The following is a 24,406-nucleotide window of genomic DNA, read 5'->3' as shown; positions in this document are numbered from 1 at the left end:
TCAATAATGAGACATCTCCTCGTTTTTACTTGTTCATAAAATGGGTGGTTACTTTTCTTTCACAATCTAATTTATGAATTTTGATTTGTTCAGCTTCCACCAAACGGATAAATTCTGTGAAAAAAGCGTGGAACAAATGACCACAAGCATAATATTCTTTGATGACTTTTTTCTTGTTTATCGGACCTGTTCGGAATTGGAAGAAATGATCTAATATGGCAAGAGGTTCTTGCCAAGAGTCAAAATGATCTAGTAAATCTTGTAAATCAGTAATGTCTTGATAAGGGATTGCTTTTAGATTATGTAACTCGTTTTTCATAACGGTTCTCTCCTTTTTTAAGCACTGAATTTCGTACTTCAGCGCTTCCTAATGTATGCATTGACTTAGGCAACTTATTAAATTAGCGGTAGAAATGACTTGTGAATGCTCATTGTCAGTCTGGTAGAATTTCTATCGCCTTTTTTGGGATAAAACAAAAAACGCTATTGGCGCAGTCAGTGAGAAAAAGTCACTTTTTCAACAACGTCCTAAAAATGCCTCAATCCGAAAAGTGCATTGATTCCTTTTTAGTCCAGTTGCTCAAAACTTAACGACTTTTTATCATCCTAAAACTACCAATACCGCCATCAATTATCTAGAAAAAGTATGCAGACTTTATAAAGTACATGATTTTAACAAAAAGTTTTCAGACAGACTAGAAAATTCCAGTAAAATTAGGTACAATAAAGAATGCTAGGACTTTGTGCTAGCATTTGGCAACTTGTATAGATAGTTTGCTCTGTCTATGCAAGGCTTCATCAGTTGGTTGTCGCCAAATGATGAAGTGCCTTTTTTGTTTTAATTTGAAGTGAACCTCCTTTACTTGAATTTGTAGAATAGAAAAAACGATATCAGGAAATTTCCCAATATCGTCAACAATAGTCTCTAAAAATCATCTACCACTTCTTCTGAAATAGCCCAAAAGTTAACAAACCTATGGCAAAATAGGTAAACTTTAGGTACAAGAAAGAAGCTAGTACATGTTGCTAGCACTATTGGCAACTTGTTTGGGCAGTTTGCTCTGTCTTTACAAGGCTTCAATTATTTGGTTGTCGCCAAATAATGAAGTGCCAATTTATTTTATATTCTGATTTGAACAGCTCGTTTACAGATGGGCTGTTTTCTTTGTTCTATTCTACCTCCTAAGTATATATGAAAAGAAGGCGAACACGCAACCAAATTTTCCTCTTAAACGCCATTAAATAACACGAAAAATCATTTCCTTATATATAAGATAAAATAACAGAAAAAATATTTTTATTTTCCAAATTGGAAGTCATTGACTTGCAATTTTTTTGTTTGATAAAGAAATTCATGTTAGAGATAGCTAGAAATATGTGATTTACTTCCGTTTTTTATTAAGATATACTAAATATTAGGGCTGAAAAAAATATAAAGGAGTATGAGAAAGTGATTGATATTAATGCTGGAGAAATTCAAAATCAGGCAACCAAGATTGGTCAAGCCAATGATAAATTAACAATCTCCCAAAACGTGACTTTTTCTTCTGGGACAACGGTGCCAGGAAATAGTTTAGCAAACAGTACTTTTGAAAAACTAAAAAGCTCTTCCTCAACCATTCAACAACTGTTAAACCGTGATACTGCCAATATCCAAAGTGCAGTTGTGGCTTTTAAACGAGCGGATACACAAGTTCAACAATTGTTTAAATCACCTTTATAACAGGTTTTAGATGAACGAGCGTACCCAGTTTTTATACGAGGAGGAAACAATGAAAGAGGAAGAGATTCTAAAAAGACGAATAGAAAATGAAGAAAGACAAGAAGAAAACACGGAAATAACGATGTTATTAGAGCGAAAAATGGAAAATTGCGGCCAATTATATGCAAGTGAACGTCATCATAATGAACGAGTGATGGCTTATTTTTACCGACAAGAAGAAGGGTCTTTTTTTGAAGAAATCATTGAAGATGCCCGAATCGAAGAACGTCGATTTTTTGAGGAAATGACTGACGGACAAGAAACGTTAGCCAAGAACAAAAGACAACTAGAGGAGCATTCCGAAACCTTGTATGAAGCAGAACTACAAGCGCTCAGAGAGGAGGAAGATGCCCATGGTCAAAATGGTGATTGGTGAAGTTCAAACCCAAACAGAACAAATCGAAGCGTTTGGTAAAACCTATAGTCAAGCACTGGAATCTGTCTCAAGTGCCACCCAAGGTATTCTATTAGTTGTTGGCATGAGCGGGCAAGGAATGGATAGTATAAAAAACTATATTTCAAGCACGTATCCAGCTTTATGTAAGGCGGTTATCCTCCACAGCGAAGCAACAGTTCAAGCAAATGAGCAATATCTAGAGGGATACACGTCGCAATGCGGTAGTGAAGATTTAGATTCAGAAGAATTATAAGATCAAATCAACGAAGCAGATAGATTAATTCAAGGCTTTCAATCTTCAAAAGATAGCTTTGCTCAAGCGAAACGAGGATTATCAGAAGACAGCTCAAAATTGATGGGCATGATTTTCCAAGCTGCGATCAATAATATGGACGCAGGAATTACCCGAAATCAAGCGAAGAAAGCAAAAATAGAAGAAAAATTACGTAAATTTTTGGCATTTTGTGATAAGTCTCCGAGCTATTTCGATGGGCTGAAAAGTTCAGAAGAATTAATGACAAAAGGGATGCAGGCGCTAGGCGTTGACGGTTCAGGAAATGTTGGCGCTGGAAGTTGGAATGGTAAAGGATTTTCTTTAAAAGATACTGCTTGGATCAAGGATGTAAATAAGAATTGGAATGATCGAGTTGAAAGACGAGATAAACAACTATTAGATGGTTGTAAGATTATCCGTGTCTTTGATGATAGATTTGGAACAGATAGCTACATGATTGAGAAAAATGGTTATCGTTATGCATTGAATGAGGACGATTTATCAGCAGATTTAAAGAAATTAATCAAAAAATACGGCTTAGATGTGTTAGAATTAAGTCCGACAGAGATGACAAAACGAGTCAATGATTTCCAGAAAAGTGGACGAGATTATTTTAGTGGTGATAAAGTAGGAATGCCAGGCTTTGGTGCTTTAGCACATGGACAAGATTTTATGGGAAAAATGCAAGAATCAGGTTTGTGGGATGCGATGTGGGCGCTTGGGTTGACGGGAGCTGCGGTGAGGAATGCGCAGATTTATGATAAGAAAGTTAGTGGGGCGAATGGTACGGGAAATGGAGCAAATAGCCCCAAAAATGTGGCATTACATGAAAAATACAAAGATGTTTTAGGAACTACTGAAAAAGCTAATCCCCTCGTTGATAGTTTAAGAGAAACTGGTAGATTGCCAGATAATTTTGTATCGAAAGATTTAGCAATTGAAAAGGGATGGAGGCCAGGGAAAGCCCTAGAAAATTATGTTTCAGGAGGACAAATCGGAGGGGATGTTTATCAAAATAGTACTAAAATTTTGCCAGAAGTTCCTGGGAGAGTTTGGCGTGAAGCAGATGTAGGTTTGATAGGAGACATGTCACGAGCTAAACAACCTGGAACAAGATTACTTTACTCAAATGATGGTTTGCTCTATATAACAACAGACCACTATAAAACAATGCATTTTATTGGTAATTATTAGAAATTATAGGAGTGAGAAAATATGTGCGATTCAACAACAAAGGAAGTTATTATAGATTTAAAAAATGTATCAACTAAAGAGAATTTACAGGTTTTATTAAAGGAAAAGCTTGATTTTCCTGATTATTATGGCGAAAACTGGGATGCTTTTTGGGATACTATAACTGGTTTAGTTGAATTACCAGAAAAAATAATATTTGAACATTGGTCAGATTTAGAAAAGTCTATTCCAGATGAAGCAAATTCTTTAAAAGAAATGCTTCACAACTTTAATAAAAAATACCCTATGATGAAATCTGAAATAAAGTATAAATAAAAAAGGTGCTGTATTATTTGAGTGGTATAATAACTTCAAAAAGTTAGATTTTTTGGTCTAACTTTTTGAAGTTAATTCATGGCGTCGAATAGTAAATTCGTGACAAGTAAATTATAACTGGCTACTCAATATGCGAACGCTAACAAAGAGATGGCTGTATTTACTGTACTAAAAAAATAAAATATTTAAACGGTGCTAGTGCAAAATTGCTAGTACTGTCTTTTTTATAAACAGGACAATATTAGATGTGTTAGAATTAAGTCCAGCAGAAATGACCAAACGGGTCAACGATTTCCAGAAAAGTGGACGAGCTTACTTTGGTGGTGATAAGTAGAAGGTATTAGGGCTGAGTGGCTTGTCTCATGGTCAAGATTTTTTGGGGAAATATTCAAGAGTCGGGTGTTTAGGATGCCCTGTGGGCGCTTGGATTGACAGGGGCTGCGGTAAGAAATGCGCAGATGAACGTTAGTGGAGCTAAAGTACTTAAAGTTGAGAGAAATTCTAGAACAAATAAACGCTTCTTTTTACATTCTGCTTTGAAATAATACCATGAATTATTAACTAAAATTTGGCGCTTCCGATCCCTTTTCTTTGGCTGTATAGTTTGAAGGACACTGGGCGTTTGGCTGGACAAATTTACTCTACTCATCTTGTTGTTCTTCAAAATAGAGAAAATTTTAAGCTTAAGCGGATTTTCTTTTGTTTCTTTTTGCTTTCTTTATAATAGCGATTATATGTGATTAAAGGTGTTTTGTGTAGAGTATCGGTGATATACATATAATTTTCTTAAATACCATAACCTGCATCTGCCACAATATATTCTGGCAGTTCTTTGTGCTAGTCTAAAAAGTGATCCAAAAATGGATTTTTTGTGTAGATTGACAAGTTTCTGTTTCTAATCACGAATCATCATAAATGTGTTCAGGTATTTAGATTTATGATAAAGTTATAGGAAAGAACCGAAAATATCAATGATTTTCTAGTATGGAATGAAAGAATTTATGAAGCTAAATGTAAAAGAATTGAGCTTGTTGATTTATGGTATTGTACTAAGTAGCATAATTGGGATGATTTCCTTTATTTTTCTAAGACTGGAAGGGCTAGGCTCTGAATTGCTTTGGGACTTGGTTGCACCGGATAATCACTTCCGAATTTTTTATATTTTAGGAATTACAGTCGTTGGTGGCTGTCTGTTAGGAATTTTCCGAAAAAAATGGGGAAATTTACCTCATACTGTTCATGATTCAATGACAGAATTAAAGCAAAATAAAACACTGGATTATAGTAGTGTGTTCCATAGCTTGCTAATTGCACTAATCGTATTAGTTTTTGGTGCGGGGGTAGGACCAGAAGCGGGCTTATTAAGTGCAGTGATTTATTTGTCGGTCTGGCAAGCAGATAAACTGCGTTATTATTACTTTCACTATGACGAGTTGAAAGGATTATCTGTGCAAAATCGTGCAGCACGCTTGTTGAATCCTAGCAAACATTTACTGACTTATGATGAAAAAAGAGCTATAAGTGAACATCAGAAGTTGAAAAAAAAGATTTTTTATTTATTGTTTATCGCGAATGGTTTAATTTCTTTTTTCCTATTAATGAAAATGACAGGGCAACCCTCTTTTATTTCTAAAATGGGTGAGTCTCATTGGATTTGGTCAGAGTTATGGATAGGCCTACCATTAGTTGTATTTGGGTTGTTGTTTGGGAAAGGCTATAGTCTTTTGACTGAATTCTTAAAAAACACTTAGATTTTTGGCATGAGTTTCCGGTTCGTAAAGCATTAATAGGATCGATCTCAATCTTTTTAATTGGTGTTTTTGTCCCCAATTTACTTTTTTCAGGGCAACTATCACTGTCACTTGCACCATTTGTAGGGAGCCAAGCTTCGTTTTTGGTATTGACACTGATTGCGTTGCTTAAATTATTGTTCTTGCAAATATGTCTCAATACAGGCTGGATTGGAGGCGATATCTTCCCAATTGTCTTTTCAGCGATCATTCAAGGGTTTGCTGTATTGCAGTTATTCCCTCAAACAGACCGCTTATTGATTGTTGCTATCGCAATTATAAAGTCACCATTGCCAGTTGGGATATTTATGATGCTGTTTTTCCCACTAAACCTCAGTCCAATTATTTTAGTGACAGCTGCAATTTTATTGGCAGTAAAAATGGTATCTAGTGGTTTAATGGAAAAAAATTAATTAAAGATTGTAATAAAAAATAATGTATTGAACGAGGAGGATTCTTATGAAAATCGGTGTTATCGGTCTTGGAAATATCGCACAAAAAGCCTACTTACCTGTATATTCGCAACTAAGAGATCAAGCAACCTTTATTTTATCTACCAGAAATGAACAAACCCGCAAAGAAATCAGTGAAAAATACGGATTCAATGAAATAGTGTCTTCTACAGAAGAATTGATTCAAGCTGGAATATCTGCTTGCTTTGTTCATGCTGCAACCAACGTTCACGGGCAACTTGTCAAACAATTACTTGAAGCTGGTATCCATGTTTTTGTCGATAAACCTCTAAGTGAAAACTTAGCTGAAGTCAAAGAAATTCAAACACTAGCAGCAGAAAAAAAACTACTTTTAATGGTCGGTTTTAATCGTCGCTTTGCACCATTTGTAGCAGAATTAAAGGCTGTTGAAAATAAAAATATGCTATTGATCCAAAAAAATCGAATAGCTTCAGAGTCTACAGTTAATTTTGTGATCTATGATTTATTTTTACATGTTGCTGATACACTTGTCTATCTACTCGATGATGATATTCGACATGTCCAAACAAAAATCATCGAGGAAAATAATCTGTTAAAAAGAGCGTTTCTCCAAGTTGAAACAGCAACAACAACAGCGATTGCTTCTATGAACCTTTACGCTGGCGCAAACACTGAGACCTATCAGTTAACTAGTCCAGATGGAACCTTTGTTTTAGAGAATCTGACTGATTTCACGTTCCAAAATCAATTTGGAACCCAACTAAAAAAATTTGGTGATTGGGCAACGACTTTAGAGAAACGAGGCTTTGAGCAAATGGTGGTGGAATTTATCACAGCTGTTCAAACAAATGATGGGACACAGTTAAAACAAGAAAAAATCTTTACTAGTCATGAGCTTTGTGCGCAAATGTTGCGCAAGCATCAAGAACATATTTTATAGACTCAGACTAGAAAGTTTCTCTTTGACATGCTAGAATAAATAGGATGTTTGAAAGAAAGGAACGACTTTCGATGAATAAAATTGAAATGATGAATGACTTAACCGAGATAACTTTACTATTTGATGAACCTTTGATGAATTTTACTTTTACTAAAACGGGTGGACCTGTAGATGTTTTGGCTTTTCCAAAATCCCAAGCTGAAGTAACGACCTTAGTTGAATATTGCCGTGGACACGATATTCCTTGGCTTGTTTTAGGGAATGCGAGCAATTTGATTGTTCGTGATGGCGGTATTCGCGGTATGGTGATCATGTTAGAGAACATGAAACAAATTACAGTTCAAGAAAACCAAATCATTGTTGAAGCTGGAGCAAAATTGATTGATACAACGTATGTTGCATTAGAGCATGATTTGACTGGTTTTGAATTTGCTTGTGGTATTCCAGGGAGTATTGGTGGAGCAGTCTATATGAACGCTGGAGCTTATGGTGGGGAAATCAAAGATGTTTTCACAAGTGTAGATGTTTTGTTAGAAGATGGAACCATCAAAACATTGAAGAATGAAGAGATGCACTTTTCATATCGTCACAGTACAATTCAAAAAATGCACTGTATTGTTTTAGAAGCAACTTTTTCTTTAGAAAAAGGTGAGCCCAATGTAATCAAGAGTCAAATGGAAGAGTTGACTGAACTTAGAGAGTCGAAACAACCATTAGAGTACCCTTCTTGTGGTAGCGTCTTTAAACGTCCGGAAGGACATTTTACTGGAAAATTAATTCAGGATGCTGGGCTACAAGGATTGAAGTGGGGCGGTGCTCAAATTTCAGAAAAGCACGCTGGCTTTATCGTGAATATCGATCACGCTACAGCGACTGATTATGTAGAATTGATTGCGCATATCCAACAAGTGATCAAAGAAAAATTTGATGTTGTCTTGGAAACAGAAGTCCGAATTATTGGTGAAGAATGATAATAAAAAAGAAGCCTTTCATTAAAAGGCTTCTTTTTATTATTATTCAGCACTTGCTTGCAAATCTTCGATCTCAACGACCTTAAGATTCTTACGCTCTAAATTCTCAACAATTACTGCACAGGTCTCTTCAGACGTTTCTGCAGGTAAAGTAATCAAGGTACGGCGGATAAACTCGTCTTCACCGATATCCAGAGTAATACAGCTGGCAATACTGCTATGCTTTGCAATGATTTTCGTCATGGCAGCTAGATCGCCTTGTTTACCTGTTGTAGCGATTGTTAAAACGTAACTACCACGTTCAATATTCCAAGATTGAGCGAGAATATTCAATAACGTACTGTGCGTTAAAATGCCATAAAAATAGTTGTTTTCATCTAACACAGCAATGTAAGGTAATTCTTTGATTGTAAAGAAAACTTTGAAAAAGGATGTGTTGACAAAAATAAATTTAGTTGCATTTTTTAATAAATAAGTCACTGGTAAAGTCATATCTCCACCGTTTGCTTTATGGCGGTAGATGTGCATTTTATAGATATTTCCTCTAAAAATCTTTTCCGATTCATCTAAGATCGGCACACAACGATAACCTGAATCTTCAAGGATGGTTAATGCTTCTTCCAAAGTACAAGATTCATTGACTGTTGTAAGATTTTTCTTTTTTATAACAACGGATTTTAATAACATAGTTTGACCTCCCGTAGGTTAAATTCATCTAACAAAGTAATGATAACATAATTTGTAAGAAAACCATAGTTTATTGAGTATCCATTGACATTTTACTGAAAGAATGATACTGTTGTTGAGTAAATTTGTGAATAGAGGAGGTTGAACAATGGCAACAAAAAAATCAGCACTTGCTTGTTCAGATTGTGGCTCCAGAAACTATTCTAAAGCCGTCAGTGAAGGAAAACGTGGAGAACGGTTAGAAATCAAAAAATTCTGTAAATACTGTCAAAAATACACGTTACATAAAGAGACGAAATAGATATAGGAGGAGTTCAAATGAAATTTTTACGTAGTGTTAAAGATGAGATGAAGCAAGTGACTTGGCCATCTAAAAAACAATTACGCAAGGATACGTTGGTTGTTATCGAAACATCAATCATTTTTGCTGCATTATTCTTTGTAATGGATACAGTGATCCAAACAGCATTTGGTTGGATTCTTAAGTAATTCAAACTAGTATTTAAGTACAGATAGTGCTATAATTACAAGTGAGGAAAAACTTCGGGGAACTGAGGTTTTTTTATTTTCACATGAAAAAAATCAAATGAGTGGCAAGATTCAACTTGTTACTCTTGAAGTATTATTTCAACCAACTAATAAACCAAAGGAGCCGAATCAGAAATGGAATCATTTGAAAAGAATTGGTATGTATTACATACGTACTCTGGCTATGAAAACAAAGTAAAAGCAAACATTGAATCACGTGCACAAAGCATGGGCATGGGAGATTTTATTTTCCGCGTCGTCGTTCCAGAAGAAACTGAAACAGAAGTCAAAAATGGTAAATCAAAAGAGATCGTTCATAAAACTTTCCCAGGTTATGTTTTGGTAGAAATGACGATGACAGATGATTCTTGGTATGTAGTCCGTAATACACCAGGTGTTACTGGGTTTGTCGGCTCACATGGTGCCGGAAGTAAACCAGCTCCTTTATTACAAGAAGAAATCAATCATATCTTGCGTTCGATTGGTATGAGCACACGTCAATCTGATTTGGATGTTGCACTAGGTGATACAGTCCGCATCATCGAAGGGGCCTTTTCTGGTCTTGAAGGTGAAGTAACTGAGGTTGATGAAGAACGTCAAAAATTAAAAGTGAATATCGATATGTTCGGTCGTGAAACAAGTACAGAATTAGACTTTGAGCAAGTAGATTCAATCTAAAAAAATAGAACGCTAAGACATGTTTGTTTTGGCAGATAGAGAGTGGAGCAAAACTAAACACTAGTTTTGACCTGCTCTCTTATACTATAGCGAAGCTTGAAAAGGTGGTAAAATGAAGAAAAAGCAGCATTATTTATTCGTAATTGTCTGTCTCTTGCTAGTGTTTGTTGGCTGTACTGATAAAAAAGCAGCTCAAAATGAAAATCAACAAGATCATAAAAATTCAACAACAAGTGAAACCCTTCAAAAAACAGCTGTTCCAACATTATTTATTCATGGATATAGCGGTGGTAATAATTCCTTTGGCCGTATGATCAAACGGATAGAAAAGAATGATCGTACGAAAAAGGAGCTGGTCTTGACTGTTAGTGCTAAAGGTTCCATTCAAGCAAAAGGGAAACTAACGGGTAAAAAAGATAATCCCAGCATTCAAGTTCTGTTTGAAGACAATAAAAATAATGAATGGAATCAGGCTGAGTGGATCAAAAATTGTTTAAGCTATCTTCGGGAGACTTATAAGGTAACGCAAGTCAATCTTGTGGGACATTCTATGGGAGGAGCCAGTTCTTTACGATTTTTATCGACTTATGGTGATGACCCGAGTCTACCTAAAATCAATAAATTTGTTGGGATAGCAGCGCCATTTAATAACTTTGTGGAATTATCAAATGGAGAGACACTTGAAGCAGTCATCACGAATGGGCCGGCAATCCAAAGTGAAAGATACGCTGATTATGTCAGTGGCATCGATAAAGTACCCGTTGCAATGGACGTATTGATCATCGCAGGAGATGTGCAAGATGGTAGTTTAAGTGATGAAGCTGTTCCGGTAGCAGATGCTTTAAGTGTTGTTTCATTGTTCAAGGCACATGGCAATCAAGTAGAAGAGAAGATTTTTTACGGAAAATCAGCGCAGCACAGCCAATTACATGAAAATACAGAAGTTGATCAGCTTGTTACAGATTTTTTGTGGAACTAAGAAATAGAACGGTCAGATAAAAGCGGCTCTTAACGGAATCTGCTTTTACCTTGGCTGGATTGAAAAGGAGAGAGTCATGAAAGTTAGAATGAAAGATATTGCAAAAATGGCGAATGTATCTGAAGCTGCGGTTTCTTTAGTTTTAAATGATAAGCCTTCTAGAATTTCTGAAAAAAAGAAACAAGAAATCAAAACAATTGCTAAGGAATTGAACTATGTTCCGAATATAGCTGCGCAAAGTCTAGCAAAAAATGCTTCTCAAACCATAGGCGTTGTTATTCCAGATATTGAAAATCCGTTCTTTTCTAAGCTATGTAAACAATTAGAAGAACAATTTAGAGCATTGGGTTATTTAACGATTATCGTCAATTCAAATGATGATTTTGCCGTAGAAAAAAATTTGATACAAATGTTGTTAAATCGCGGCGTTGACGGATTGATCATTGCTTTATCAAATGAGTCTTTTTCATCCAAAGAGGAACAAGAACGATTCTTGAAAGAGATCGATGCGCCATTTATTTTAGTAGATAGGCATGTCTCTTTCACTGGGATCAATCAAGTTTATTTTGACAGCCTAGCAGGCGGTAAGCTTGCAACGGAATATCTTCTTGAAAATGGTCATCAAAATATTGCCTTTATGACAGGAGATTTTAAAGTTCCCAGTACACTTGATCGTATTGAAGGCTATCGAGAAGCACTCCAAAGTTATGGTTTAGAAGTGAGGGAAGAGTATATTATTGAAACAGGCTATCGCTTTAAATATGGTATGGAAAAAGCCCAAGAACTGTTTTTATTGTCAGATGTGACGGCTGTGCTTACAGCTAATGATATGGTTGCCTTTGGTGTATTGAAGCAAGCCTTAGTCAGTGGTAAAGCAATCCCAGAAGATCTTTCGATCATTGGCTATGACCGCTTAGAAATGGCAGATATTTTAGGCCTTTCCTTAGCAACAGTAGAGCAAAATATCTTTGCGTTAACAGAACAAGCAGTTACTCTATTGAAAGAGCGGCTGACAAAACACAAGAAAAGAACTGAGACGATTATTTTGAAACCAAGCCTATTTAAAGGTGAAAGTGTTAAAAAAATAAAATAGTAGTTGACTAACCAAAAATAAAACGCTATCATAATAGACAGATAGGTTAAGCGATTAATCTAGAAAATGCTTTTTTGATTATTGAAAAGGTATTTTTTTATACCAATTTGGTAATGCGCTTAACCTAAGAAGGAGGAAGGCTTTATGGTGAAAGAAAAACGACCAATCATTATTGACACAGACCCAGGAATAGACGACGCAGTAGCGTTATCAATCGCTCTTAATCACCCAGAATTAGACGTTAAGTTGCTTACAACCGTTGCTGGAAATGTAAACGTACACAAAACAACTGAGAACACATTGAAATTAGTAACATTTTTTGGAAAACAAGTGCCTGTTGCTAAAGGGTGTGATAAACCCTTGTTGATTCAACTTGAAGATTCTGCTGAAATTCATGGTGAAAGTGGGATGGATGGCTATGATTTCCCACAAGCTACAGTAAATGCGCTTGATATCCATGCAGTAGAGGCCATGAGAGAATGCATTCTTTCTAGTGCAGAACCGATCACGTTGGTTCCTATCGCAGCTTTAACCAATATCGCATTACTACTAAGTATGTATCCAGAAACGAAACAAAGTATCAAAGAAATCGTTATGATGGGCGGTTCATTATCTAGAGGAAATACCAATACAAGTGCAGAATTTAACACATACGTAGATCCCCATGCTGCTCAAATCGTTTTTCAATCAGATATCCCGATCGTGATGGTTGGTCTAGACGTTACAAGTACAGCAGTGTTAACAAAAAATGAAACTGAAAAAATCAAAGAATTTGGCAAAGTTGGCAATATGTTTTACTCACTGTTCCAGCATTATCGCGGTGGGAGTTTACAGACAGGATTAAAAATGCACGACGTTTGCGCCATTGCCTATTTAACTGATCCTACCTTATTTACTGTTCAAGAAACCTTTGTTGAAATCGCTTTAGAAGGTCCAGCCGCTGGTGCTACAGTTGCCGACTTGAAAATGAAATATCATGATACAACAAATGCAACAGTCTGTTTAGATATTGACATTCCAGCATTTCAAAAATGGGTTGTTTCAAATTTAGAAAAAATAAATTAAAAAGGGAGACATACTATGATTGAGTCACTATTAGTATTAGTTGTTTTAGCTCTTGTTGCCTATTTGATTATCAAAAACTATCATCCTGCTTTGAGTTTAATCAGTGGAGCATTGATTTTGTTATTGTTTGCTGTTTTATTAGGTCATCCATTGTATCCAGCGGGTGAAGGAACTGGTTTAGCCTTCTTTGATATCTTTTTAAAATTTAAAGATACGATCATTGCTCAAGTTAGCTCAGCCGGAATCGTGATCATGATTTTATTTGGTTACTCTGGTTATATGAACGTGATCGGAGCCAATCAAGTGGCGGTCAATATTTTAGTGAAGCCGCTACAAAAAATCAAATCAAAAGCGTTGTTTGTTCCTCTTGTATTTTTAGTTGGTAATTTAATGTCCTTAGTAGTACCAAGCGCATCTAGTTTAGCGATTATTTTGATGGCGATATTGTATCCAATGTTAGCTAGTATGGGGATTTCCTCATTGACTGCTGCAGGTGTAATCGCAATGACAGCAACAATCATGCCGACACCACTTGGAGCAGATAATGTGATTGCAGCACAAACACTGGATTATGATTTATTGACCTACGTTGCTTGGAATGCAAAAATTTCAATTCCTACGTTATTGATTATGGCTGTTGCTCATTATTTCTGGCAAAAATATTGTGATAAAAAAGAGGGAGCTTCAGCTTTTGTTGCAATCGAAAATGATGGACTAGCTGAACAAGAAGAGTCTGATACACCGAAAATTTATGCGTTGTTACCATTACTACCACTGATTTTAATTTTAGTCGTTGGAATCACAAGTATGTTTGTTAAAGGGATTCAAATGGATATTTTTGTTTTGACATTCATTTCGTTTTTCATTGCCGTTGCGTTTGAAACGATTAGACATCGTTCTTATAAGAGCATTCAAGATTCTGCTGCGGAAATGTTTAAAGGGATGGGACAAGGGTTTAGTCAAGTTGTTATGTTAGTGGTTGGTGGTTCATTATTTACAACTGCTGTGCAGTCTTTAGGAATTATTGACAATTTGATGGCATCGGTGGAATCATCAGCTTCCGCTGGCTTGGTCACAACATTGATCTTTAGCGGTGCCACTACGTTGTTTGGTATTTTAAGCGGTGGCGGTTTAGCGATGTTTTATGCAGTAATCGAATTGATTCCTGATATTGCAGCTAAAGCGGGAATTGACGGAATTTTGATTTCTTTACCAATGCAAATGATTGCAAACTTAGCAAGAACAATTTCACCGGTAGCAGCAGTTGTGATGATCGTCGCTTCAACTGTTGGAGTAAGTCCAGTTCGTATTTTAAAAAGGACTAGTGTGCCTACCATTATCGGCATCATTTCTGTGATTGTATTATCGATTCTGTTACTACCGTATTAATGTGAATTGTAGGAGCTGAACTGCCTTTTTCGGAGATGAGTCTAAATGAAAATAATGTTAGCTGAAGCAATCGACTATCTAGAAATCAATGATTTGTATGAAGCGGCAAAACAATATATGCATCAAACAGAGGTTTACCAGTGGACGAACGATTATCCTAATGAACAAATCGTTCAACAGGATATCGCTGCGCAATGTTTGTATAAACTAGTTGATGATGGTCAGATAGTGGCGGTGGCTACCGTAGATATTTTGGATCAAGATACCTATATTTTAAGACGTATTGCCACCGATCCTAACTATTTATCTAATGGTTATGCATCAAACTTACTGAATGATATAATAAATAGTATAAAAGAAAAAAATGGGAAACATATTTATTCAAGTACAAATCACTCCAATCTCAACATGCAGCCTTTTTTTAGAAAGCATGGTTTTGAAAAAATTTCAGCATACACTGAAGTTGAAAGAGAGCATCTGGGTTCTTTCTATAAGTATTTGAAGAAAATATAAGTAAGGAGAGTCCGCGATGAAAAAAGTTATAGTTTTAGGCAGTATCAATATGGATATGGTCATGGAAACAGATCGGTTACCAAAGGTTGGAGAAACACTGCTAGGAGAGACCATTGATTATTATGTTGGTGGCAAAGGCGCTAATCAAGCAGTTGCAGCTTCCAGAGTAGGAGCTGAGGTTTCCTTGATTGGGAAAATCGGTGACGATACATTTGGTTCAAAGGTGTACAAGCACTTAGAAAAAGAGCACATCGATGTGAATGCAGTAACGGTTGAAAAAAACATATTTACAGGCGTAGCATCGATTTTCAAGTTAAAAGAAGACAATGCAATTGTTGTTTTGCCAGGTGCTAATATGCTTTTGACTGATGTCACGAATGAATTAAACAAAAAAGTAAATGAGCAAGATGTCCTTTTAACACAGTTGGAAATTCCAATAACGACTGTGCAAAATGGTTTGAAGTATGCCAAAGACAAAGGAGCAATCACGATTTTAAATCCTGCTCCGTATAATGAAAAAGTTGTTGAAATGCTACCGTTTGTGGATATTATTACGCCAAATGAAACAGAATTTGAAGGTTTATTAGGACATTCGATCGCGCATGCTAATCAATTTGAACAGGAAATGTTGAACTGGTCACAAGCGAATCATACACAACTGATTGTCACTCGTGGCGGTGCTGGAATTTCCTATACAACTGAGAGTAACGTTGTGACTATTCCAGCAGAAAAAGTTGCGATTGTGGATACAACGGGGGCTGGGGATACTTTTAATGGGATTTTAGCTGCCTGTCTAGCCAAAGGTATGGCAATTCCAGAGGCAATTAAACTCTCTGGCAAAGGTGCCACTCTCTCAATCACTAAATTGGGCGCCCAAACTGGAATGCCGACATTAGCTGAAATTGAAGCATTTTAAGAACAACTAAAACTACCATTTCTTTCACTACTGAAGGAGATGGTTTTTTAGCATTTCGTTCAACATTGTATTGAATCATAATACCAACTATAATAAGGTACTAGTTGTATGAACAAAACAATGATTACTTGAAATGAGGAAGCCTAATAATGGATGAAGCTATTTTGATTTTTGAAAAATTCAACATTTTACTCTATTCAATTGCTTATCAAATCTGTCACTCGAAAGAAGAAGCAGAAGATATTTTACAAGAAGTTCAGTTGAAGTGGTTGGAACAGGATTTTACGTTGATAAAAAATCCTAAAGCTTTTTTATCCAAGCTAGTTGTTAATCGCTCAATCAATTACCTGAATTCTGCCCAAGTTCAGCGTGTGGATTATTACGGACCATGGATTCCGGAACCAGAAATAGAATATTCAGAAGATCCTTTGATTGGCAAAGAAAAAATCACCTACGCTTTATTAGTTATTTTAGAACAATTGACTCCGCAAGAACGTGTGGTTTTTCTGATGAAAGAAGTGTTTACCTATTCTCATAAGGAAATTGGAGAATTGTTGGATATTACAGATGAAAATAGTCGCAAGCTATTAAGTCGAGCTAAGAATGCAGTTAAGGATAACGATATTTCTGTGGACAATACCAGCCAAGCTGAAAACCAAAAATTTATTGATCTGTTCAACTTCAGTATCGAAAGTGGGGATTTAGCACCGTTGTTGGGTTATTTAACCACTGAAGCGAAAATGTCGATTGATGGTGGGCAAAAACGTCGTGCACCACTAAGAACTTTGATCAAAGCAACTCGGATCCTTACTTTTTTAAAAGGTGTTATGCCACACGATTTTTTTGGTGATGAACGTGTTATCGGTGAGATTTATCAACAACCTTGTCTCTTTATTAAAGAGCAAAACCAATTGAAAAGTATCTTATTTTTAGGACTAAACCAAGAAAAAACGAAGATCCAGCATATTTTTATTATTAACAATCCTGATAAGTTGAAAAATATTTTATAAATGCTGTCACGTTTTATACTGCTGATTGGTCTTATAAGTGTAACAACAAATATAGATCAAAGGGGATCATAAAATGAGCAAAACAAGATTTTTATTACCAAAAGAAAATAGTGCAGCTTATCAAAAAATTGCTGAACTAGATCAAATTGGAAAAACTGGCAGTATCAGTGAAAGCTTACAGGAACTGATTAAAATCTATGCTTCTCAATTAAACGGCTGTGTCTTTTGTATTGATATGCATTCAAAAGATGCCTTAGCAAAAGGGGAGACATTACAAAGAGTCATTGGATTAGTGGCCTGGGAAGAAGCCGTTTTTTATACAGCAGAAGAACGTGCAGTTCTAGCTTTTACGAAGGAAATCACGCTGATCCATCAAGGTGGTGTAAGTGATAAGACCTATCAAGAGCTACAACAATATTACAATGAAAAAGAAATTGGAGAATTGTTGGTATTGATTGGGACGATCAATCTGTATAATCGAATTGGCATCACTACATTATTACAACCAAAAATGGATTAAAAAAGAACAGCTGCTAAAATGCTGACGTTTTAGCGGCTGTTTTTCTTATTATTTTGTTGTATTCTCAGTTTGATTATCCAAGATTTCTTTTGCTAATCGTTGAGCAGTGGGTGTTACGGCTAAGCCACCTTCAGCTGTTTCTTTAAAAATCTGTGGCATTTGACGACCAACTTGATACATTGCAGCGACAACTTCATCTGGTGGTATCACACTACGGATACCAGCCAATGCCATGTCTGCTGAAATAAAAGCTTGCGATGATCCTAATGCATTTCGTTTTACACAGGGAACTTCAACAAGTCCTGCTACAGGATCACAAATCAACCCCATCATATTTTTTAAAGTAATCGCAATTGCTTGAGCTGCTTGCCCAGCAGTACCACCAGCTGCACAAACTAAAGCAGCACTTGCCATAGCACTAGCTGAACCTACTTCGGCTTGGCAGCCGCCTTCAGCCCCACTGATTGAGGAATTATTTGCAATGACCAGACCAAAAGCGCCGGCTGTAAACAAGAAATCTAATTGCTGTTCATGCGTCAGCTGTAGCTTTTCAATTGCTGCCATCAACACACCAGGGACGACTCCAGCACTTCCAGCAGTGGGTGTTGCACAGATCAAGCCCATGTTTGCATTGACTTCATTGACTGCAACGGCATTTCTGACCGCCGTTAAAATTGTTTCACCGCTTAAAAAGTTTCCTGCTTGAATATAGTCATTCATACGCACGGCATCGCCACCAGTAATACCCGTGACCGAAGTTACGCCATCCACACCTTCTTCGATCGATTGCTTCATAACAGCCAGATTTCGTTCCATGGTTTCAATGATTCGTTCTCGGCTATGACCATGATTTTCAATCTCAGTTGTGATCATCAATTCAGCAACTGATGAAAAATTTTCCGCTTGTTGCACTAATTCTTTTATAGATAGAAACATAACTAGTTTGCTCCTTTAATTTAAATTAATCAAAATAATTTACACTATAAATATGAGGGATCTGTACTAACTTCATCGTGATATCACCAATATCCGCATGATCGATCTCGATGATCATGATGGCTTTTTCCCCTTTTGATTCACGGGTCACAGTCATAGTACCAATATTGATATCTGTATCAGAGAGCAGATTAGTGACCTTGGCGATCATTCCTGGGACATCTTGATGCACGATAATAAAGGTTGGGGTTCCCATCGTCAATGAAAGCTTAAAACCGTTTAGCTCCGAAATTTGAATATTTCCGCCACCAATTGAGATTCCAGTGACAGAAAGTTTTCGATCTCCCTTAGAAACCAGCAATTTGACTGAATTTGGATGCTCAGCCTTTTCTTTAAGAGGCACAAATAAAACTTCCATATCCCGTTCATGGGCGATTTTTAAGGAATCAGCAAGGCGCTCATCATCAGGCTCCATATCGAGAAGACCACCAACTAAGGCGATGTCTGTACCGTGACCTCGATAGGTTTTTGCAAATGATTCATACAAATAAATATCTACTGTTTCTGGTTGTTCACCAAAAATGCTACGGACAATCTTACCAATTCGGGCAGCTCCAGCAGTATGAGAACTACTTGGTCCAATCATAACGGGACCGATAATGTCAAAAACACTTCTATAACGTAAATTTTCCATTGTTTATTTCACCTGTCCTTTGATTTAAAATCGGGATTTTTCTAACGAAAGTCTATCATAATTATGGCGAAGAAACTAGAAGCGTAATAAAAATGCGAGAAAAACTTATCTTCTTCTCATTTCAATTGCAAAAACAAAGGATAAAAAGAGTGAAAGGGTATTGAAATTTAATCAGAAGCAGAGTATACTATTTAAGTGTGCATTTTTGCATACAGGTTTTCTTTGATTCGTCAAAGAATAACGTGGGAGGAGAAATCTTCATCTCCAATTAACCACATCACGGACTCAAGGAGGTATGTCTCGTGGCAAAAAAAGTAGAAAAATTAGTTAAATTGCAAATTCCTGCAGGTAAAGCAACACCAGCTCCACCAGTAGGTCCAGCACTAGGTCAAGCGGGTATCAACATTATGGGATTCACTAAAGAATTCAACGCTCGTACAGCTGATCAAGCTGGTTTGATCATTCCAGTTGTAATCTCTGTATATGAAGATCGTTCATTTACATTTATTACAAAAACACCACCAGCTGCAGTATTATTGAAAAAAGCTGCAAAAATCGAAAAAGGTTCTGGTGAGCCAAACAAAACAAAAGTAGCGAACGTTACTAAAGATCAAGTGAAAGAAATCGCTGAACTTAAAATGGCAGACCTAAACGCAGCAGACGTTGAAGCGGCTATGCGCATGGTTGAAGGAACTGCAAGAAGCATGGGAATCACTGTAGGATAATTTTTATTCTAATAGAACCCAAAGAAGTAGCTTCTCAGTTTATTTCATATTCAAAGATATGAATTACGTGGGAGGTTCGACCGTTATAACCACAATCAAGGAGGAAACAAAATGGCTAAAAAAAGCAAAAAAATGCAAGATGCATTAAAAAAAGTTGAAGCAACAAAAGTTTACCCTGTAGCAGAAGCAATCGCTTTGGCTAAAGAAACAAATATTGCAAAATTTGACGCAACTGTTGAAGTTGCTTACCGTTTAAATGTAGACCCTAAAAAAGCAGACCAACAAATCCGTGGTGCAGTAGTATTACCTAACGGAACTGGTAAAACACAAAGCGTTTTAGTTTTCGCTAAAGGCGAAAAAGCGAAAGAAGCGGAAGCTGCTGGCGCTGATTACGTAGGCGATGCTGACATGGTTCAAAAAATCCAAGGTGGCTGGTTTGGCTTTGACGTAGTTGTAGCAACTCCAGACATGATGGCTGAAGTTGGTAAATTAGGTCGTGTCTTAGGTCCTAAAGGTCTTATGCCTAACCCTAAAACTGGTACTGTAACAATGGACGTAACAAAAGCTGTTAACGAAGTAAAAGCTGGTAAAGTAACTTACCGTGTTGACAAAGCTGGAAACATCCACGTACCAATCGGTAAAGTTTCATTTGATAATGAAAAATTACTAGAAAACTTCAATACAATCAACGATGTATTGTTGAAAGCTAAACCATCAGCAGCAAAAGGTCAATATATTAAAAACATTTCAGTAACAACAACATTTGGACCTGGAATCCACGTTGACCAAGCTTCTTTCTAATTAGAAAAGTTGAATGAATTTTAAATTTATTCTTGACTCACTCACTTTCCGTATGGTAAAGTGAGTGAGGTTAATAATTAACTGTACCGAAGACAGTAGGTGACGCAAGTCTTAATTTCCTACCGAGGACAATTGTTGATACATACAATTACGTCCCTCTATGTCAACGGTGGCATGGAGTTTTGTTGTTTTACACGACTTTTTGAAAAAAAGACGATGTAAAACAATACTTGGCGAACAAAGTGAGCGAAGTTTCTTTAGAAGCTTCTAACTAACTTATGATAACCCAAGCTCTACCCATCAATCATCAGGAGGTGAAAATAAATGAGTGAAGCAGCAATCGCTAAAAAAGAAACCTTAGTCGAAGAAGCAACAGCTAAGTTCCAAGCAGCAGCTTCTGTAGTCATTGTTGACTACCGTGGTTTAACTGTAGAAGAAGTGACAAACTTACGTAAACAATTGCGTGATGCAAATGTTGAAATGAAAGTTATCAAAAACTCTATTCTTTCACGTGCAGCTAAAAAAGCTGGATTAGAAGGTATGGACGAAGTATTTACAGGCCCTACAGCAGTCGCTTTCAGTAACGACGATGTAGTAGCACCTGCTAAAATCATCGACGAATTTGCAAGTACTGCCAAAGCATTGGAAATCAAAGGTGGCATTATTGAAGGTAAAGTATCTTCAGTAGAAGAAATGACATCTTTAGCAAAACTTCCAAGTCGCGATGGACTACTTTCTATGCTATTATCTGTATTACAAGCGCCAGTCAGACAAGTGGCTTACGCTGTCAAAGCAGTGGCAGAAAAAGAAGAAGAAGTTGCATAATTGCAGCTTAGCAATAAATTAAACTAAAAATAATGAATTATTAAAACGGAGGAAACCATAATGGCATTGAACATTGAAAACATTGTTGCAGAATTAGAAGGCGCAACTATTTTAGAATTAAACGACTTAGTAAAAGCTATTGAAGAAAAATTTGACGTATCTGCAGCAGCTCCTGTAGCAGCTGCAGGCCCTGCAGCAGCAGCTGGCGAAGAACAAACTGAATTCACTGTAGAATTAACTGCAGCTGGAGATCAAAAAGTTAAAGTTATCAAAGCAGTTCGTGAAGCAACTGGTCTTGGCTTGAAAGAAGCTAAAGCTGTAGTTGATGGCGCTCCTGCACCAGTTAAAGAAGGCGTTTCTAAAGATGAAGCAGAAGCTTTAAAAGCTGCTTTAGAAGAAGTTGGCGCTTCAGTAACAGTAAAATAATCTTTTTAAGATTAAATTTCAAGCTAGAATCCATTTGGATTCTAGCTTTTTTTGTATTATAAAATAATATAAAAAAGTATAGTAGTGAAGAAAAGAATAGAAGGAATGAAGATAAAGTGATAAAAAAATGATATAAAGCAAATGTAAAATGCATTTCTTTCGCAAGAAAGTCGATAATCTGTTAACATAACAAAGTAATCATTTTTATAGTTATTCTATTTAAAAGTACGTGTTCGTTGCCCTAGATGTTATCTAGTTTCGCAAGGTCGCTACACTTTTAAAAATAAGGGGGGCACATTATGCATTGGTTATGGGTTTTAATCGTAGGTGGTGTTATCGGTGCAATTGCCGGGGCAATCACAAGTAAAGGTAAATCGATGGGCTGGATTTTCAATATTATTGCGGGTCTTGTCGGTTCATCAATCGGTCAATCACTTCTAGGAAGTTGGGGACCACAAGTTGCCGGTATGGCATTATTTCCATCAATTATCGGTGCTGTAATTTTAGTTGCAGTCGTTTCCTTTTTTGTAGGTAAAAAGTAAGCTGCACAAGTAGAAAACCGCTATGAGATCAAATTCTCCTGGCGGTTTTCTTATTTACTAAATTCTTTAAGGGGCCTATTTAAATAATAATTAATTGAACAATTCATCAATAAACTCTTCATAATCTTCAACCTTTAAAAGGTTTTCCAATTTTTTCTGATTTGAAAATGTATCAATCATAAAATCAAATAATTGCCTAAATTTTTTCATATCATTCTGATTCATAACGATCATGATGATGACTTGCACGTAGTGGGTTCCCCATTTGACAGGTTGATCGTTTAAAATAATCGAGATCCCCGTTTTATTTGCACTCATTTCAATCGCATGAGGTAAAGCTACTGAATTATTGAATGAAGTGGCTGACATTTTTTCGCGCTCATTGATTAATTCAATAAAGTGAGTATCTATAAAGTTATGTTCAACCAATTGAGTACCCAAATAATCAATATATTCAGTAGGATTTTTTAAATAAATATTTCGTTGAAATCGTTCAGGTGTTAAGTAAGTTTGAATGCTTTCTTTTAATGCGTTCAGTAATTTCTCCTGTTTCACTATTTGGATGGATTGTTGGATTTTTTCAGTATCTTTTCCTGAGAAAAATGGTGAAATTTGGACGACATGCGTCAGCTCCTTCAATTCAATAGTTGCTAGAGTTAAATCTGCTTGCTTTATTTTTGCTAAACTTTCAGTGTCCAATCGATAAAAAGTTCCTAAAATATTTAAACTAGATTTGAATGTATCACTAATTTTATAAATCAAACGTTGGTGCATATCATAGTATTCCGGTGTATAAATCACACAACTTAATTTATTCTCAGTCTCGAATTTTTCCTCAAAATAAGAACCAATATGAAGCGCAATAAACGTGATTTCATCATCTGAAATTGGAATATTGATATGTTTTTGAATTTGTTTAGCTATAAAAACAGCTACTTCATAAATGAAAGCATAAGATTGTTTGATTTCTTCAGATAATGGATTCCGAACTTGTTTTCCGTTTTTTGCTCGTGAGATCAAGTTGGAAACGTGGATCGCTAAGTTCAAAACTAATTCATCTGAGATATGTGTAATAAAATATTTTTCTGCAACGGTTTCCATCATAGTTGAAATAAATGTATAAACTGAAGTTTCCATGTAATTTTTCAAAAAGGCGTCGTTAGCTGGAGAGATTTTAGTCATTAATAAGAGAGTTAGATTGTTGATTTCATAAAGGTCCATTTCGACAGCAAAAGCTTGATCGAGATCTTTTCCAATCTGAGTAGCAAGTAAATATTCAAGTTGATCCTTCGTAAATAGTTCAGGAATAAGATCTGTCTCAAAGCGTTGATGATGGAGCTGACGATTGATAGCGATGGCAATGTGTAGTAATAAACTGTTGATTGCATAACCATTAATATAAAGGTGCTGGCTACTTAAGCGGTCGATCACGATTTTTTGGATCGTCTCAATAGAAATCTCTGGAAAGATTGTCTGAATATGGTCCAAAGATTGAAAGTTTTGTAAAGCTTCATCTTGTAACATATCGCCAGCCAGTTTTCTAAAGTTTGATTCATCACCTTCCATACTTAGAAAATGCCCATGTTTGATGATTTTCAAATGATATTTAGACATTTTTTTACGTAAGCGGAGGGTATCTTTTTCAATAGTTGGAATGCTGACAAATAATATTTCTGCTACATCAAAGTAATCGACATTTTTATGCTTGATCAATAGGTTCATCAAGTAATTTATACGCTCAATAGGCGTATTTAGATCTTGCTCAGTTCGAGAAATAAAATCTTCGATTCTAAGTGTATTATCGATTTTATAACCTTGCCTAGAAGATTGGATCATTTCAAGCTTCGCACTTTGATTGATTCGCGATACATAATTGCGAATCGTTCGTGTTGATGTAGATAACGCTTCTGCTAGATAAGTTGCAGATAACCAATTGTGATGTTGGATTAATAGCTTTACTAGGGCCGTTTCTTTCTTGTTTAAGGACACAATGTCTGCTCCT

At 36.2% G+C, this 24,406-nt stretch carries 30 protein-coding genes, 1 pseudogene and 1 other annotated feature; of the genes and pseudogenes, 25 read left to right on the top strand and 6 right to left on the bottom strand.

What is annotated here, in order from left to right:
• Positions 1-25 precede the first annotated feature (25 nt).
• Entirely contained in the window at positions 26-319 is a 294-nt protein-coding gene (locus tag A5866_RS06550; protein WP_086444031.1) for a hypothetical protein, read from the bottom strand.
• Positions 320-1,450: 1,131 nt separating this feature from the next.
• Here A5866_RS06550 and A5866_RS06545 point away from each other — a divergent pair.
• The 5 genes from A5866_RS06545 to A5866_RS06525 all read left to right on the top strand — a co-directional run bounded on the left by A5866_RS06545 (position 1,451) and on the right by A5866_RS06525 (position 3,942).
• A complete protein-coding gene (locus A5866_RS06545) occupies positions 1,451-1,723 on the top strand; it encodes a TIGR04197 family type VII secretion effector (protein ID WP_176332541.1) in 273 nt (90 codons plus the stop codon).
• A gap of 49 nt (positions 1,724-1,772) precedes the next feature.
• The gene (locus A5866_RS06540) at positions 1,773-2,138 is read left to right on the top strand and encodes a hypothetical protein (RefSeq protein WP_086444033.1); all 366 of its coding nucleotides are present in this window, start codon (positions 1,773-1,775) and stop codon (positions 2,136-2,138) included.
• Positions 2,116-2,412, top strand: coding sequence for a T7SS effector LXG polymorphic toxin (locus tag A5866_RS06535; protein WP_086444034.1), 297 nt, complete (start codon positions 2,116-2,118; stop codon positions 2,410-2,412). Before A5866_RS06540 ends, A5866_RS06535 begins: the two co-directional genes overlap by 23 nt.
• 99 nt (positions 2,413-2,511) lie before the next feature.
• A complete protein-coding gene (locus A5866_RS06530; RefSeq protein WP_217871541.1) occupies positions 2,512-3,627 on the top strand; it encodes a ribonuclease domain-containing protein in 1,116 nt (371 codons plus the stop codon).
• Positions 3,628-3,648: 21 nt separating this feature from the next.
• On the top strand, positions 3,649-3,942 hold the full coding sequence (locus A5866_RS06525) for a barstar family protein (protein ID WP_086444035.1): 294 nt from the start codon (positions 3,649-3,651) through the stop codon (positions 3,940-3,942).
• A 511-nt stretch (positions 3,943-4,453) separates the two neighbouring features.
• Here A5866_RS06525 and A5866_RS06520 read toward each other — a convergent pair.
• Positions 4,454-4,815: pseudogene (locus A5866_RS06520) on the bottom strand (IS5/IS1182 family transposase); the annotation flags it as partial.
• A 128-nt stretch (positions 4,816-4,943) separates the two neighbouring features.
• Here A5866_RS06520 and A5866_RS06515 point away from each other — a divergent pair.
• The 4 genes from A5866_RS06515 to murB all read left to right on the top strand — a co-directional run bounded on the left by A5866_RS06515 (position 4,944) and on the right by murB (position 8,077).
• Positions 4,944-5,693 carry a hypothetical protein gene (locus A5866_RS06515; protein ID WP_254907529.1) on the top strand — a complete coding sequence of 250 codons (750 nt, stop codon included), beginning with the start codon at positions 4,944-4,946 and terminating at the stop codon, positions 5,691-5,693.
• Positions 5,694-5,836: 143 nt separating this feature from the next.
• On the top strand, positions 5,837-6,145 hold the full coding sequence (locus A5866_RS06510) for a hypothetical protein (protein WP_254907530.1): 309 nt from the start codon (positions 5,837-5,839) through the stop codon (positions 6,143-6,145).
• 46 nt (positions 6,146-6,191) lie between these two features.
• Positions 6,192-7,106: a Gfo/Idh/MocA family protein gene (locus A5866_RS06505; protein ID WP_086444036.1), complete on the top strand. Its 915-nt coding sequence runs from the start codon at positions 6,192-6,194 to the stop codon at positions 7,104-7,106.
• 71 nt (positions 7,107-7,177) lie between these two features.
• Positions 7,178-8,077: a UDP-N-acetylmuramate dehydrogenase gene (gene murB / locus A5866_RS06500; RefSeq protein ID WP_086444037.1), complete on the top strand. Its 900-nt coding sequence runs from the start codon at positions 7,178-7,180 to the stop codon at positions 8,075-8,077.
• Positions 8,078-8,119: 42 nt separating this feature from the next.
• Here the strand turns inward: murB and cbpA are convergent, their stop codons facing one another.
• Positions 8,120-8,764 (bottom strand): cyclic di-AMP binding protein CbpA, encoded by a 645-nt coding sequence (gene cbpA / locus A5866_RS06495; RefSeq protein ID WP_086278770.1) that lies wholly within the window; start codon positions 8,762-8,764, stop codon positions 8,120-8,122.
• 148 nt (positions 8,765-8,912) lie between these two features.
• Between cbpA and rpmG the strand changes: the two genes are divergently transcribed.
• The 11 genes from rpmG to A5866_RS06440 all read left to right on the top strand — a co-directional run bounded on the left by rpmG (position 8,913) and on the right by A5866_RS06440 (position 17,455).
• Positions 8,913-9,065: a 50S ribosomal protein L33 gene (gene rpmG, locus A5866_RS06490; protein ID WP_010760564.1), complete on the top strand. Its 153-nt coding sequence runs from the start codon at positions 8,913-8,915 to the stop codon at positions 9,063-9,065.
• A 17-nt stretch (positions 9,066-9,082) separates the two neighbouring features.
• Entirely contained in the window at positions 9,083-9,253 is a 171-nt protein-coding gene (secE, locus tag A5866_RS06485; protein ID WP_086278771.1) for a preprotein translocase subunit SecE, read from the top strand.
• A 174-nt stretch (positions 9,254-9,427) separates the two neighbouring features.
• Positions 9,428-9,970 (top strand): transcription termination/antitermination protein NusG, encoded by a 543-nt coding sequence (gene nusG, locus A5866_RS06480; protein ID WP_010773265.1) that lies wholly within the window; start codon positions 9,428-9,430, stop codon positions 9,968-9,970.
• Positions 9,971-10,082: 112 nt separating this feature from the next.
• Complete coding sequence (locus A5866_RS06475) at positions 10,083-10,949, top strand: alpha/beta fold hydrolase (protein ID WP_086444038.1); 867 nt, start codon at positions 10,083-10,085, stop codon at positions 10,947-10,949.
• A gap of 76 nt (positions 10,950-11,025) precedes the next feature.
• The gene (locus A5866_RS06470; RefSeq protein WP_086278773.1) at positions 11,026-12,042 is read left to right on the top strand and encodes a LacI family DNA-binding transcriptional regulator; all 1,017 of its coding nucleotides are present in this window, start codon (positions 11,026-11,028) and stop codon (positions 12,040-12,042) included.
• A gap of 144 nt (positions 12,043-12,186) precedes the next feature.
• Positions 12,187-13,107: a ribonucleoside hydrolase RihC gene (rihC, locus tag A5866_RS06465; protein ID WP_086444039.1), complete on the top strand. Its 921-nt coding sequence runs from the start codon at positions 12,187-12,189 to the stop codon at positions 13,105-13,107.
• A 15-nt stretch (positions 13,108-13,122) separates the two neighbouring features.
• Positions 13,123-14,496, top strand: a complete 1,374-nt coding sequence (gene dcuC / locus A5866_RS06460; protein WP_086444040.1) for a C4-dicarboxylate transporter DcuC — start codon at positions 13,123-13,125, stop codon at positions 14,494-14,496.
• Between the two features lie 45 nt (positions 14,497-14,541).
• Positions 14,542-15,009, top strand: coding sequence for a GNAT family N-acetyltransferase (locus tag A5866_RS06455; RefSeq protein ID WP_086444041.1), 468 nt, complete (start codon positions 14,542-14,544; stop codon positions 15,007-15,009).
• A gap of 16 nt (positions 15,010-15,025) precedes the next feature.
• Complete coding sequence (gene rbsK / locus A5866_RS06450; RefSeq protein ID WP_086278777.1) at positions 15,026-15,925, top strand: ribokinase; 900 nt, start codon at positions 15,026-15,028, stop codon at positions 15,923-15,925.
• A 149-nt stretch (positions 15,926-16,074) separates the two neighbouring features.
• A complete protein-coding gene (locus A5866_RS06445; RefSeq protein ID WP_086278778.1) occupies positions 16,075-16,935 on the top strand; it encodes a sigma-70 family RNA polymerase sigma factor in 861 nt (286 codons plus the stop codon).
• A gap of 73 nt (positions 16,936-17,008) precedes the next feature.
• A complete protein-coding gene (locus A5866_RS06440) occupies positions 17,009-17,455 on the top strand; it encodes a carboxymuconolactone decarboxylase family protein (protein WP_086444042.1) in 447 nt (148 codons plus the stop codon).
• Positions 17,456-17,503: 48 nt separating this feature from the next.
• Here A5866_RS06440 and sdaAA read toward each other — a convergent pair whose 3' ends face one another.
• Positions 17,504-18,391: an L-serine ammonia-lyase, iron-sulfur-dependent, subunit alpha gene (gene sdaAA / locus A5866_RS06435; RefSeq protein ID WP_086444043.1), complete on the bottom strand. Its 888-nt coding sequence runs from the start codon at positions 18,389-18,391 to the stop codon at positions 17,504-17,506.
• Positions 18,392-18,416: 25 nt separating this feature from the next.
• Positions 18,417-19,085, bottom strand: coding sequence for an L-serine ammonia-lyase, iron-sulfur-dependent subunit beta (sdaAB, locus tag A5866_RS06430; protein WP_086444044.1), 669 nt, complete (start codon positions 19,083-19,085; stop codon positions 18,417-18,419).
• A gap of 302 nt (positions 19,086-19,387) precedes the next feature.
• Between sdaAB and rplK the strand changes: the two genes are divergently transcribed.
• The 5 genes from rplK (at position 19,388) to A5866_RS06405 (ending at position 22,404) form a co-directional block, all read left to right on the top strand.
• Positions 19,388-19,810 carry a 50S ribosomal protein L11 gene (gene rplK, locus A5866_RS06425; protein ID WP_010765779.1) on the top strand — a complete coding sequence of 141 codons (423 nt, stop codon included), beginning with the start codon at positions 19,388-19,390 and terminating at the stop codon, positions 19,808-19,810.
• Positions 19,811-19,921: 111 nt separating this feature from the next.
• Positions 19,922-20,611, top strand: a complete 690-nt coding sequence (rplA, locus tag A5866_RS06420) for a 50S ribosomal protein L1 (protein ID WP_086278782.1) — start codon at positions 19,922-19,924, stop codon at positions 20,609-20,611.
• 68 nt (positions 20,612-20,679) lie between these two features.
• Positions 20,680-20,807, top strand: a sequence feature (ribosomal protein L10 leader region).
• 128 nt (positions 20,808-20,935) lie between these two features.
• On the top strand, positions 20,936-21,436 hold the full coding sequence (gene rplJ / locus A5866_RS06415) for a 50S ribosomal protein L10 (RefSeq protein WP_086278783.1): 501 nt from the start codon (positions 20,936-20,938) through the stop codon (positions 21,434-21,436).
• Between the two features lie 60 nt (positions 21,437-21,496).
• Complete coding sequence (gene rplL, locus A5866_RS06410; RefSeq protein WP_086278784.1) at positions 21,497-21,862, top strand: 50S ribosomal protein L7/L12; 366 nt, start codon at positions 21,497-21,499, stop codon at positions 21,860-21,862.
• Positions 21,863-22,161: 299 nt separating this feature from the next.
• On the top strand, positions 22,162-22,404 hold the full coding sequence (locus A5866_RS06405; protein WP_176271410.1) for a GlsB/YeaQ/YmgE family stress response membrane protein: 243 nt from the start codon (positions 22,162-22,164) through the stop codon (positions 22,402-22,404).
• 90 nt (positions 22,405-22,494) lie between these two features.
• Here A5866_RS06405 and A5866_RS06400 read toward each other — a convergent pair whose 3' ends face one another.
• A complete protein-coding gene (locus A5866_RS06400; protein ID WP_086444045.1) occupies positions 22,495-24,393 on the bottom strand; it encodes a BglG family transcription antiterminator in 1,899 nt (632 codons plus the stop codon).
• Between the last annotated feature and the right edge of the window lie 13 nt (positions 24,394-24,406).

It is taken from the genome of Enterococcus sp. 12C11_DIV0727 (assembly GCF_002148425.2).
Lineage (GTDB): Bacteria > Bacillota > Bacilli > Lactobacillales > Enterococcaceae > Enterococcus_L > Enterococcus_L lemimoniae.
Note: the sequence above shows the minus strand (reverse complement) of the source record. Positions and strands in the feature narration are given on the sequence as shown.